Source organism: Verrucosispora sp. FIM060022, from assembly GCF_003977705.1.
GTDB classification, from domain to species: domain Bacteria; phylum Actinomycetota; class Actinomycetes; order Mycobacteriales; family Micromonosporaceae; genus Micromonospora; species Micromonospora gifhornensis.
This window is the reverse complement of the sequence record NZ_RQIV01000006.1, coordinates 138,484-151,416: the sequence shown is the minus strand read 5'-3', so window position 1 is coordinate 151,416 and position 12,933 is coordinate 138,484. Positions and strand designations below refer to the sequence as shown.

Annotated in this window: 9 protein-coding genes; 7 read left to right on the top strand and 2 right to left on the bottom strand. The window is 72.5% G+C overall.

The features are described 5' to 3' along the window. Positions 1-73 precede the first annotated feature (73 nt). Positions 74-1,363, bottom strand: a complete 1,290-nt coding sequence (locus EG812_RS17920; protein ID WP_013732367.1) for an ABC transporter substrate-binding protein — start codon at positions 1,361-1,363, stop codon at positions 74-76. 273 nt (positions 1,364-1,636) lie between these two features. Beyond that, positions 1,637-2,200: a plasmid pRiA4b ORF-3 family protein gene (locus EG812_RS17915; RefSeq protein ID WP_043720104.1), complete on the bottom strand. Its 564-nt coding sequence runs from the start codon at positions 2,198-2,200 to the stop codon at positions 1,637-1,639. A gap of 151 nt (positions 2,201-2,351) precedes the next feature. On the opposite strand from EG812_RS17915, the gene EG812_RS17910 reads away from it, so the two are divergent. The 7 genes from EG812_RS17910 to EG812_RS17880 all read left to right on the top strand — a co-directional run bounded on the left by EG812_RS17910 (position 2,352) and on the right by EG812_RS17880 (position 12,879). Further along, positions 2,352-3,098 carry a pyrimidine reductase family protein gene (locus EG812_RS17910; protein ID WP_013732365.1) on the top strand — a complete coding sequence of 249 codons (747 nt, stop codon included), beginning with the start codon at positions 2,352-2,354 and terminating at the stop codon, positions 3,096-3,098. A gap of 64 nt (positions 3,099-3,162) precedes the next feature. Further along, a complete protein-coding gene (locus tag EG812_RS17905; protein ID WP_126712235.1) occupies positions 3,163-5,466 on the top strand; it encodes a hypothetical protein in 2,304 nt (767 codons plus the stop codon). 185 nt (positions 5,467-5,651) lie between these two features. Continuing rightward, a complete protein-coding gene (locus tag EG812_RS17900; protein ID WP_013732363.1) occupies positions 5,652-7,418 on the top strand; it encodes an ATP-binding protein in 1,767 nt (588 codons plus the stop codon). A 20-nt stretch (positions 7,419-7,438) separates the two neighbouring features. Then, a complete protein-coding gene (locus tag EG812_RS17895) occupies positions 7,439-8,587 on the top strand; it encodes an exonuclease SbcCD subunit D (protein WP_126712234.1) in 1,149 nt (382 codons plus the stop codon). Further along, positions 8,587-11,061: an AAA family ATPase gene (locus tag EG812_RS17890; protein WP_126712233.1), complete on the top strand. Its 2,475-nt coding sequence runs from the start codon at positions 8,587-8,589 to the stop codon at positions 11,059-11,061. The genes EG812_RS17895 and EG812_RS17890 overlap by 1 nt, the downstream gene beginning before the upstream one ends. A 7-nt stretch (positions 11,062-11,068) precedes the next feature. Then, positions 11,069-12,022: a hypothetical protein gene (locus tag EG812_RS17885; protein ID WP_013732360.1), complete on the top strand. Its 954-nt coding sequence runs from the start codon at positions 11,069-11,071 to the stop codon at positions 12,020-12,022. Beyond that, positions 12,022-12,879: a spermidine synthase gene (locus EG812_RS17880; RefSeq protein WP_126712232.1), complete on the top strand. Its 858-nt coding sequence runs from the start codon at positions 12,022-12,024 to the stop codon at positions 12,877-12,879. Before EG812_RS17885 ends, EG812_RS17880 begins: the two co-directional genes overlap by 1 nt. The last annotated feature ends 54 nt before the right edge of the window (positions 12,880-12,933 follow it).

Genomic DNA, 12,933 nt, shown 5'->3' with positions numbered 1-12,933 from the left:
GGTGCCACGCGCAAGGGGGGACCGACCGGTGGCGTCCGGGCAGGAATCCCGAACGCCACCGGATGGGAATCACTCAGAAGGCGCCCTGAGTCTCAGCGTCCTTGGTGAACTGCTCCCAGGCCTGATCCTTGCTGGCCCGCCCGTTCTCGAAGGCCCGCATGGCCGGCTCGAACGCGTTCTCCTTGACAGCCTGGTGCTTCGGGCCCAGGTGGACCGGCTCGATCTTGGCGACGCTCTCACCGAAGATCTTGCCCGTCGGCGCACCGCTGAAGTACTCGTTGGTGTAGTTGAGGAACTCCTCGTTCTTCAACGCCTCAAGGTTGGTCGGCAGCGGGCCGGTGGCCTTGAAGGCCGCGACCTGGCTGGTGGCGTTGGTCAGGAACTCGGCCAGCTTGGCCGCCTCCTTCTGGTGCTGGCTCTGCTCCGGCACGGCCAGCCAGGAGCCGCCCCAGTTACCGCCGCCACCCGGAACGGCAGCCACGTCCCACTTGCCCTTGTTGCCCTCGCCGGAGTTCTCCTCGACGATGCCGAGCATCCAGGACGGGCAGAAGGTCGCCGCGAAGGTGCCCTGCTTGAAGCCCGCGTTCCACGCCGGCGACCAGGTCTCGGCCTTGGCGGAGATGTCCACCATCGAGGTGGCGGTGTCCCAGGCAGCCTTCACCGCAGGGCTGTCCTTGGCGATGACGTTGTTTTCCTTGTCGTAGAACAGGTCGCTGCCCTGCTGGAACAGCACGCCGTTCGAGACCGCGGTGATCGAGTCGATGAAGCCCTTGCCAGTGGCCTGCTTGTACTTCTGGCCGGTCTGGTGGAAGCCGTTCCAGTCCGGCCACAGGGCCGAGACCTGGTCCCGCTCGGTGGGCAGGCCAGCCGCCTGGAACAGGTCCTTGCGGTAGCAGACGGCGAGGCTGCCGACGTCGGTGGGCAGACCGATCAGCCGCCCGTCCGGCGCCTTGCCCAGCTCCCACTTCCAGGGCAGGTACTCCTTGGAGTGGTCGTCGATCAGCGGAGCGAGGTCGGCCCAGTTGCGCGGGTTGGCCTTGAACTCGTTGAGGATGCCCTCTTCCAGGGCGGTCACGTCGGCCGCGCCCTTGCCGGTGGCCAGGTAACGGACCAGCTTGGGGCGGTACTCGCGCAGCTGCGCGGTCTTGCGCAGCTCGACCTTGATGCCGGTCTGCTGCTCGTACTGCTTGACGAGCTCGTCGTAGCCCATCTCGCCGAAGGTGTCGACGACCAGCTTGGCGGGCTTGCCGCCCTCTGCCGACGTGTTGTCGTCGTCGTTGCCGCAGGCCGCGAGGCCACCGACGGCGGTGACCGCCGCCAAGGTGGCCGCCGCCAGGCGGGCACGCCGCTTGGTGAGGTTCATCCTGACCCCTCTTTCAGTGGTGAGGCTGGTTTATGTGGTGGGGGGGTGCCGCAGCGTCTGCCGGCCGCCGGCTGGTCAGCCGGGCGTCGACGCCCCGGGCGCGCTGAGATGTGATCTACGCCCCTTGGGAACGCTCCCATGAGATTGCCGGGAGGTATCAGGAGTGTCAATAGGCCATTGGGAGCGTTCCCAGATCGTTACCACCGGACCGGTTTGATCCCGCTTCGCGCCAGCCTCGACGACTGTCCGGTCAAGGTGCCGGAACGTCCTTGATCAGCAGAAGCGCCGCAGCAGTGTGGTCACCCGGCCGGCGTCGAAGGCCTCCGGGTCGAAGCCGTCACCGACCCACGCCCGCATCGCCGCGTGCTCCGGGTGTCCCGGATCGGCGACCGCGGCGAGCAGCAGCAGGTAACCCTGCGCGCCGCCGACGTTCTCCGGCGGAGCGGCCCGCTCGCCGTCGACACACCTCGGGTAGCGCTCGTCGGCATCGGCGGTGACCACGTCCTCCACCAGCAGGTCGTGCTCCCACCAGTCACCGAAGTCGTACGTGTACTGCAACCGGCTGCCCTTGCCCGCCACCGCGTCCAGCCGCACGTCCAACTCGTCGTGCAGGGTCAACTCGTCGTCGAGCGCCAGGTCGCCGTCCGGGTCCGGCTCGCCGTACTGCACGCCGTCGATCTCGAACGAGTGCAGATGACAGTCGCGCCAACCCATCGCGTGCTGCACCACCCGGTGCAGGCGATCCAACGTGTAGCCACCGGGCACGAGCACCCGGCGCCAGATCGTGGGACGAACCCCGGACAGCGAAATCCTCAGCTGGAAGATATGACGCGGCATGCGTGTCCCATCCTTCCTCGGCATAGGCTGCGGACATGATCTGCCGAGCGTGCCGGGCGCGGCGGCACGACGACTGCCCGGGCCGGAACTGGTGCGACTGCCAGCACCGTACCCCTCGACCCACCCCTGTCGTCACCGGTCCGGCCAGCGAATGACCGCCGACGCGCCGATTTCCGCCCTCTGGCCGGATCCGTCACCCGCTCCGCTGGACGACGATGCGCTGACCGCGCTCTATCGCCGGGCCGACACGCCGCAGCTGCGGATGAACTTCGTGACAAGTGTCGACGGCGCGGTGAGCCTCGACGGCTACTCGGCCGGGTTGTCCGGCGAGCCCGACAAGCGGGTCTTCCGGCTGCTGCGCATGGTCTGCGACGCGCTGCTGGTGGCCGCCGGCACGCTGCGCCACGAGGGTTACCGGGCGCTGCGGCTCGACGAGCAGCGCCGCGCCTGGCGCCGCCGGCACGGGCTGGCCGAGTACCCGACGCTCGTGGTGGTCTCCAACAGCCTCGACCTCGATCCGACCCAGGCCGCCTTCGCCGACGCGCCGGTACGCCCGATGGTGCTCACCCGCGACGGCGCGCCCGCGGCACCGGGCCTGGCCGCCGTGGCCGATCTGGTGCACTGCGGCACCGACGAGGTCGACCTGGCCGTCGGCCTGGCCGAACTGCGGCGGCGTGGCTTCGACCAGGTGCTCTGCGAAGGTGGCCCGCACCTGTTCGGCGCGCTCACCGCCGCCGACCTGGTCGACGAGGTCTGCCTGTCGGTGGCTCCGCTGCTCGCCGGCGCCGGCGCCGGCCGGATCACCGCCGGTACGCCGAGCCCGGCCCGGCAGCTGCCGCTGCGCCACGTGCTGCTCGCCGGCGACGGCACCCTGCTGCTGCGCCACGCCCGCCACTGACCACCTGCACGACTGTCGGCGGAAATGGCCGAACCGCCACCGGCGACGAGGTCAGCTCAATACCGTGAACCGGGATCGGCAGCTGCCGGAGGACGGGACGTTGACGCACGAGGTGGTCGAACTACGGGTGCACGGCGTCTCGGGGACCTCCGCCGAGACGCTGCTGGACCACCCTGTGGTGATCCGGGTCGCCGGTGACGACAACGCCGGCTTCTACCGCCCCCGGCCCGGGTTCGGCATCAGCGACCGGCCGAGCGGGCTGAAGGTCGAAGCGTACCGCTGGGGGGCGCTCACCGCCGGAGCCGCCGTGCGTACCCTCTCCCTGCTGTTCCTGTTGCCGTTCATGCTTGTCAACCTCGCCGTCTGGGCCCGGCCGGCGACCGGCGGGGCCGGCGGGTTGATCGGCCCGCTGTGCCGGCTGCTCGCCGCCACCCTGACCGCGGCGTTCGTGTTGTCCGTCGTGGGGGTGAGCATCGACCTGGTCGGCTGGCAGTGCGTCGGCTACCAGCCCTGCCGGGCGGGCCGCGGCTACCTGGCCTGGCTCGGCAGCCTCCCTCTCGGGCCACGCCTGGCGATCCTCGCGCTGGTGCCCATCGCCGCGCTGCGGCTGCTGTGGTGGCTCGGCGCACGTTCGTCCCGGGCCTTCGAGGCGTTTCCGGCCAGGCCCGGGCAGGCACGCGACGCGCTCGGCGAGGACCGCATCGACGAACCCGGCTTCTGGAACGACGCGATCGTGGTGCGTCGACTGCTGACCCTGCACGTCGCGGTCGGGCTCGGCATTCTCGACACGATCCTGCTCGGCGCGCAGATCCATCTCCGTCCCACGCCCGTGGTGTACGTGCTCTTCGGTACGGCCTGGTGCCTGCTCGCCGTCGCCGCCGTCCTGCTCTGCCGACCGGCCCGCGCCGTCGACGAGGGGCCGGGCCGGGGACCTGTCGACATGCGGGGCGTACGGCGGCTGCGCCAGGCCACGACGGTGGTCACCCTGCTGGCGCTCGCCTACACCGTGGTGCCGTTGGAACCGGAGCCACCGCACGGGCAACTCCCCGGATACGAGGGCGCGGTGGCCGCGTTGATCGCGGTCCAGGCCGGCCTGCTGATCGCGCTGACCGTCACCACCTGGCACCAGCGCCGGCGCAGCCGCGCGGGAACCCCGTTGTGGCTCGGTGGACTGGCCGGCCCGCTGCTCGCCACCGCGGCGGTCGCCGCCGCCTACGGATTCGCCGCCGCGCTGGTGTACCGGGTGGCCGACTTTCTGGACCGCAGCGACATCCCCAACCCGGCACGGCCGGATCGCCCCGGCGCACCACCGCTGGAGCCACCGGTCTCCTACCGTTGGGCGGCCCTGGCCGGGCTGGCGGCGATCATGGTCGTCGCGATCGCCGCACTCTGGCGGATCGTCGCGACAAGGCGACGGCGACGCCGGATGGCCGAGCAGATCGTCCGGCGCGACTTCCCCGATCCCCCGCCGGAGGCGCTGCCCCAGCGCGCCGCCGTCCGGGAGGTCGTCGCCCGGGCGGCGTTCACCGAACAACTCGGGCCCATCTTCATCGTCTTCCTGGTCCTGTCCCTGCTCGGCGTGGCGATCGTCGCCCTGGACCTGATCGGCGTCGGGCCGTCGGAGCTGTCGCGGTACCTGGCCAGAACCGACGGCCAGGCGACCACAAACCTGTCGCTCGTGACCGATGTCGGGATCTACGTGATCGGGCTGGTTGCGGCCGGAATCGTCGTGCTCGGGCTGGCCTCCTACCGCTCGGAGGGCACCCGCCGCTCGGTCGCGGTGATCTGGGACCTGGGCACGTTCTGGCCACGTACGGTGCATCCGTTCGCGCCACCCTGCTACGCCGAACGAGCCGTGCCGGAACTCGCCAAGCGGGTCAGCGCACTGGCCCGCAAAGGAGGCGTGATCCTCTCCGGGCACTCCCACGGTTCGGTGCTCGCCGCCGCCACCCTGCTCCAGTTGCCGCCGGAGGTGCTGCCCCGGGTGGCGTTGCTGACCCACGGCAGCCCGTTGCACCGGCTCTACTCCCGGCTCTGTCCGGCCTTCCTCGGTGACGACGTGCTGTACGAAATCGGCGACCGGATCGGCTGGCGATGGGTCAACCTGTGGCGCGACACCGACCCGATCGGCGGTCCCGTCTTCTCCGCGCACTGGCCCGGGCAGCCACCCCGGGTGCCGCCGCCGGCCGGCACCGTCGACCGCCGGTTGCGGGACCCGGTCGAGGTCACCGTGCCGCCGGACGACACCGTGCCGCCCCGCATCGACCAGCATTGGCCGTACCACACCAATCCGCAGTACGAGGCTGCCGTGCGGGAGTTGGCCGGGCGACTCGACCCGGACCTGCTCCACCTGAGCCGGGACCGGTAGCAAACCCGGCCGATCGACACGAGCAGTGGGGGTGCCGTCGCGCTGCGCGGTCGAGGCCGGAGTCTCGACGTGGCCTCCGCCGCGTCGCGTGGCGGTGTGTCGTACTCCTCCGGCAGGATGCAGGGCGTGCGTGCCGACCGCGATGACCGCCCGGTACGCGATAACCGCCGAGGAGGAGCCACCCGATGACTGACCCGGGGTTCGACGTCACGGGCGAGGGCGCGGGTGAAGGTGTCGGCCGGGTGCTCGGCACCGCCGACGCCACTCCCCTGCAGTTCTGGACGGCCGTCGCCCCCGGCAGCTATCTGCAGCTCGACGACGTGGTGGTGACCCGCCGGGAGTTGCCCGACCGGGAGCCGGTGACCATCGCCGGGGTGGTCACCCAAGTCCGGGCGCGGCACGAGGGCGCCCAGTTCGACTCCGACGTGTTCGCCATCGCCGACGGCACCCTGCCCGCCCAGGTGCAGGAGGCCGCCGAGATCACCACCACCCGGGTCGACCCGGAGTTCTACGTGCCGCCGCAGCCCGGCGCGGTGGTGCACCGGGCCGAGGGCGACGCCCGGGCGCGGGCGCTGCACTTCGACCGGATGGAGCGCCGCATCCCGATGGGCACCGGCCGCGACGGGGTGCCGGTCTACCTCAACGCCGACTTCCTGGACGGCACCCGGGGCGCCCACGTGTCGATCTCCGGCATCTCCGGGGTGGCCACCAAGACCAGCTTCGCCACCTTCCTGCTCTACTCGGTGTTCCGCTCCGGGCAGTTGGGCGGTGACGCGGTAAACGCCAAGGCGCTGATCTTCAACGTGAAGGGCGAGGACCTGCTCTTCCTCGACCACCCGAACAATCGGCTCGACGACGCCACCCGGGCCGCGTACGCCCGGCTCGGCCTGGTCGCCGACGCCTTCGGTGACGTACGGGTGTACGCCCCGCCGAGGGTCGGCGACTCCTCCGGCACACCCGACGTGAGCAGCCGGCTCACCGGGGTCGACAGCTTCTACTGGACGCTGTCGGAGTTCTGCGCCGACCGGCTCCTGCCGTACGTCTTCGCCGACGCCGACGACGAACGCCAGCAGTACACGATGGTGGTCCACTCGGTCGCCGCCCACCTGGCCCGCTATGCCCAGCCGGCCGACGGTGGGGTGAGCCTCGACGGGGTGCGCCTGGGCAGCTACGGCGACCTGGTCGACCACATCGTCGAGCAGCTCAGCGACGACGAGACCCGCGGCGAGTGGGCCGGCAGCGCGGTCGGCCTGGGCACGGTCAACGCCTTCGCCCGGCGGTTGATCGGCAGCAAGAAGGACCTGTCCCGGCTGATCCGGGGTGACCTGGCCACCCGCCGCCCGCACTCGATCAACACCGCGGAGAGCGCCCAGGTCACCGTGGTCGACCTGCACAACCTGCCCGACCGCGCGCAACGGTTCGTGGTGGGTGTGACGCTCAAGAGCGAGTTCGAGCGCAAGGAGAAGGCCGGCACCGCCAAGCCACTGCTGTTCGTGGTGCTCGACGAGCTGAACAAGTACGCCCCCCGGGAGGGCTCCTCCCCGATCAAGGAGGTGCTGCTCGACATCGCCGAGCGGGGCCGCTCGCTCGGGGTGATCCTCATCGGTGCCCAGCAGACCGCCAGCGAGGTGGAACGCCGCATCGTCACCAACTCGGCGATCCGGGTGGTGGGCCGGCTCGACCCGGCCGAGGCGTCCCGTCCCGAGTACGGCTTCCTCCCGCCGGCCCAGCGGCAACGCGCGTTGCTGGCCAAGCCGGGCACGATGTTCGTCAACCAGCCGGACATCCCGGTCCCGCTCTGCCTGGAGTTCCCCTTCCCGGCCTGGGCGACCCGGGTCTCCGAGGCCGGGGCCGCGCCGTCGCAGACGCTGCGCTCGATCACCCAGTCCGCCGACCCGTTCGCCGTGGTCGGCTCCGGCGGCGGCAGCGTCGACGACGACATCCCGTTCTAGGCACAGGGAAGGCGGACCCAGTGAAGATCCTGCACACCTCCGACTGGCACGTGGGCAAGGTCCTCAAGGGGCAGTCGCGGGCCGAGGAGCACAAGAACGTGCTGGCCGGGGTCATCGACATCGCCCGGCAGGAACGGCCGGACCTGGTCGTCATCGCCGGTGACCTCTACGACACCGCCGCGCCGACGGCGGAGGCGACCCGGCTGGTCACCCGGGCGTTGACCGCGCTGCGGCGTACCGGCGCGGACGTGGTGGCCATCGGCGGCAACCACGACAACGGCCCGGCGCTGGACGCGCTGCGTCCCTGGGCCGAGGCCGCCGGCATCACCCTGCGCGGCGCGGTCCGCGAGGATCCGGCCGAGCACGTCATCGACGGCACCACCGCCGGCGGGGAACGCTGGCAGCTGGCCGCCCTGCCGTTCCTGTCCCAGCGGTACGCGATCCGCGCGGTGGAGATGTACGAGCTGACCGCCGCGGAGACCACCCAGACCTACGCCGACCACCTGGGCCGCATCCTGGCCCGGCTGACCGAGGGCTTCACCGAGCCGGACCGCGTCCACCTGGTCACCGCGCACCTGACCGTGGTCGGGGCGGCCACCGGCGGCGGTGAACGTGACGCGCACACGGTGATGGGGTACGCGGTGCCCGCCACGGTCTTCCCCGGCACCGCGCACTACGTCGCGCTCGGGCATCTGCACCGCGCCCAGCGGGTGCAGGGACCGTGCCCGATCCGCTACAGCGGGGCACCCCTTGCAGTGGACTTCGGCGAGCAGGAGAACGTCCCGTCGGTGACCCTGGTCGAGGTCAGCACGACCACCGCGGCGCAGGTGCGGGAGGTGCCGGTGACGGCGGCCACGGCGCTGCACACCGTACGCGGCACGCTGGCGCAGCTCGCCGGGATCACCGCACCGGAGGGTTGGCTGCGGGTGTACGTGCGCGAGCAGCCCCGCGCCGGGCTGCGCGAGGAGGTGCAGGAGTTGTTCCCCCGCGCGCTGGAGATCCGCATCGACCCGGAGCTGGTGCCGGCGCCGGGCAGCGGCACCCGGGTCGCCCAGCGTTCCGGGCGTTCTCCCCGACAGCTGTTCGCCGACTACCTGGACAGTCGGGGGCACGCCGACGACGGCGTCCGGGACCTCTTCGACGAGCTGCTCGAGGAGGTCGAGCACTGATGCGGCCGATGCGACTGGACCTGGCCGGTTTCACCGTGTTCCGCGACGAGACCACCATCGACTTCACCGACGCGGACTTCTTCGCCCTGGTCGGGCCGACCGGTTCCGGCAAGTCGACGGTGCTCGACGCGATCTGCTTCGCCCTCTACGGCACGGTGCCCCGCTGGGGTGGCACGCGCGGGCTGGGTAACGCGCTGGCCCCGTCGGCGACGGAGGCCCGGGTGCGACTGGTCTTCGAGTCGGCCGGGGCCCGGTACGTGGCGACCCGGGTGGTGCGCCGGGACGGCCGCGGCAACGTGAAGACCGCCAACGCCGGGTTGCAGTTGATGCCGGACGGCTTCGACGTCACCAAGCTGGACACCGGGCTGAGCCCGGAGGATCTCGGCGAGGTGGTCGCCGGCACCCCGGGCGAGATGGACGAGGCGGTGCTGGCGGCGGTCGGCCTGCCGTACGAGCAGTTCACCAGTTGCGTGGTGCTGCCGCAGGGGAAGTTCGCCGACTTCCTGCACGCCCGGCCGGCCACCCGGCAGCAGATCCTGGTCAACCTGCTCGGCCTCGGCGTCTACGAGCAGGTGCAGCAGCGGGCCACCGGGCGTGCCGCGCAGGCCGAGGCGAAGCTGGAGGCCGTCGACCAGTTGCTCGCCGGGCTCGCCGACACCGACGACGCCACCCTGGAACGGGCCACCGAGCAGGTCGAGCGGATGACCGAGCTGGCCACCGCGGTCACTGCCGCCGTACCGGAGCTGGAGACGGCGCGGGCGACGGCGCGCGAGGTGATGCAGGCGCTGGCCGCCCTCGACGCCGAGTTGTCCGTGCTGGACGCGGTCCGGGCGCCGGACGGCACGGCCGAACTGACGCAGGCGGTGGCCGCCGCCCGTGCGGCGGCCGACGCCGCGGTCGACGCGGTGTCGCTGGCCGAGGAGCGCGAGGAGAAGCTGCGCGGCGAGTTGACCGCCCTCGGCGACGAGAGCACCCTGCGACTGCAGCTGCGCTCCTACGCCGAGCGGGAGCAGTTGGCCGGTCAGGCCGACGCGCTGCGCGCGGCGGTGCAGGCCGCCGGCGCCGAACACGACGCGGCCGTGGCGGCGCTGGCGCAGGCGACCGCGGCGGCCGAGCGGGCCGAGGCGGAGCTGGCGGCGGCGTTCCAGGCCCACGAGGAGGCCAAGACCGCCGACCAGGCGGCGGCGCTGCGGGCGCACCTGAGCGACGGGGACGCCTGCCCGGTGTGCGAGCAGGTGGTGGCCCGGGTACCGGCGGTGCCGGCCGGGTCGGCGGTGGCCCGCGCGGTGGCCGCCGGCAAGTCGGCGCGGGCGGCCAGCGAGGCCGCGAAACGACTGGTGGTCGAACGCGACGCGGCCGCGCGGGACCTGGATCGGGTGCTGGTGCGCACCCGCGCCGAACACGACGGGATACAGGCCCGACTGTCCGCATTGGACGAACTGCTCGCCGACGCGGCGAGTGCGCAGACACTGCGCGAGCGACTCGACGAACACACCCGACTGCGGGCGGCGCTGGACGAGGCGGCCACGGCGGTACGGGCCGGTCGGGACGCCGCGCGCCGGGCGCGGGGCACGGTGGATGCCGCGCAGGAACGGCTGCGTACGGCGTGGCGGCACTTCGACGGCACCCGCGACGGGTTGGCCCGCTTCGGTCCGCCGGCCGCCGACCGGGACGACCTGGCCGCCGCCTGGGCCACCCTGGCCGAGTGGGCGCAGGAGCAGGCACGACAGCGCCGGTCGCAGCGCGACGGCCTGGCGACGTCGGTGGCCGACGCGGAGGCGGCGACCCGCGCGGTGGCCGCCCGCATCGACGGCATCTTCGCCGACGCCGGGTTGCCGGCCCCCGACGATCCGGTGCGCGCCGCCACGGTCGCCGTGGAGCGGGCCGAGGCCGAGCTACGCCGGCTGGTCGAGCGCCGTGAGCAGGCCGCCGAGCTGCGTGAGCAGCGCGCCGAGCACGAGCGGCAGGCCCAGGTCGCCCGGGCGTTGGCCGGGCACCTGCGGGCCAACAACTTCGAGCGGTGGCTGCTGGCCGAAGCCCTGGACCTGCTTGTCGACGGGGCGTCGGGGATCCTGCGGGAGCTTTCCGGCGGTCAGTACGACCTGATCCACGACAAGGGCGAGTTCTTCGTCGTCGACCACCACGACGCCGGTCTGCGTCGCGGGGTGCGGACGTTGTCGGGCGGTGAGACGTTCCAGGCGTCGCTGGCGTTGGCGCTGGCGTTGTCCGAGCAGTTGGCCGGGCTCTCCACCACGGCGGCCAGCCTGGAGTCGATCGTGCTCGACGAGGGCTTCGGCACTCTCGACGCGGCCACCCTCGACACCGTCGCGGCCACCCTGGAGAACCTGGCCGCCCGGGGGGACCGGATGGTCGGGGTGGTCACCCACGTGCCGGCGCTGGCCGAGCGGATCCCGGTCCGCTTCGAGGTACGCAAGGACGCCCGCTCGGCCCGCGTCGAACGCACCGGCCGGTGAGGCTCTCATGACGCGGTTCTTCGTCGACAGTTGGGATCCCGCCTACGGGGCCTCGTTCGAGGCGTCGGCGGCGGGGCCGGCCGCGCCGAGCAGCGCCCAGGTCGACGCCGACGCCGAGTTGCCCGCGCTGGACTGGCGGGCCATCGGCCCCCGCCCGGGGGTGCGGGCCCCGGACGTGGTGCTGCTTGTCGACGGGGTACGCCGGATCGACGCCAGCGTCTGGACGGCCGAGGAGGACGGCACCTCCTTCCCCGGCCTGGCCGCCTCGTACGCCGCCGGGGTGGTGCGGTGCGATCTGGAGCGTGGGGCGGCCCACCTGGCCGGGGCAAAGGTTGGCCGGGGACTGTTCACCGCCAGCCCGTCGGCGGGCGACGTGGTGGCCGGCACCGTCCGCTACCCGGTGCACCGGGTCAGTGGCACCGGCGAGTTGGCGAAGTTGCCGGCCGCGGTGCAGGGGCCGCTGACCGCGCTGGAGGTGGAGGTCTCCGACGCCGCGCGTACCGATGACGACCTGCTGGTGGTGGACGGGCCGTTGCGCAACCGGCGGCAGTTGCCGCGCACCCTCGGCTACATCAAGACCCAGCACAGCCAGTATCTCGACGCCCGGCTCACCGCCGTCGTCACCGGGCTGGCGCCGGGACACCGGTCGCCGGTGTTCCGGCTCGGCACCGCCTGGGGTGGCTGGTCGTGGTACCTGCGGCTGCCGGTGTCCGCCGGGGCGCCCTGGGCCGGCATCGTCCGGATGGAATGCTCCGCCGACCTGGAGATCACCGAGGCGGTACGGCTGGCGGATCTGTCGCTTGTCACGTTGCCCCGGTTCGCCTCCAGTCCGTACAAGGATCCCCGGGCCCCACAGAATCTGGTGCCGATCGCCGGCCTGGAGCGGCTGCTGCGGTCCCGGTTGGGTGATGCCCGGCTGCTGCACCGTGCGCTGACCGCCGCCGCCCGGACCAACCGCTGATGGGCCGCCGCCGCGACACCGAGCGGGTCACCGAACAGGTCGACACCGGGCTCGCCGAACTGACCCCGGATCCGGACCGCCCCGGCTCGTGGACGCTCCTGCTGGACGGCGCACCACAGTCGCATGTGGATCTGAACGACCCGACCCACCTGGAGTTCGAGTACGTCCGGCGGCTGGCCGCCGCGTTCGACCTGATCGCACCCGCCGGTGCCCCGTTGCGGGTGCTGCACCTGGGCGGCGGGGCGTTGACGCTGCCCCGCTACGTCGCCGCCACCCGGCCCGGCTCCGCCCAGCGGGTGGTCGAAGTGGACGCCGCCCTGGTCGACCTGGTCCGGCGGGCCCTGCCATGGCGGGCCGATGCCCGTTTGAGGGTGCGGGTCGACGATGCCCGCGCGGCGTTGACCGGCACCCGGGACGACAGTTACGACGTGGTGGTCGCCGACGTGTTCGCCGGTGCCCGCACCCCGGCCCGACTGACCTCGGTCCAGTACGCCGCCGAGGTGGCCCGGGTGCTGCGCCCGGGCGGCTGGTACCTGGCCAATCTCGCCGACGGCCCGCCGCTGCGCTACGCCCGGGGGCAGGTCGCCACCGTCCGTACCGTGCTGCCTCGGGGTTGTCTGGTCGCCGACGCCGCGGTGCTGCGCGGCCGCCGTTACGGCAATCTGGTGCTGGTCGCCGGTCGACAGGAGCCACCGGTGGCGGAGTTGACCCGGCGGGCCGCCGGTGACTGGTTTCCCGGCCGGGTCCTCGCCGGAGCCGACCTCGACCACTTCGTCGGGGGTGCTGCCGTGGTCCACGACGAGCAGGCCACCGACTCCACGCCACCGCCGTCGGGAATTTTTTCCGTCCGACGTTGATCTGTTCGGCAGGGCCGTGCGTATCCATCGGCAGCCATGCCCGTGGGGGGACGG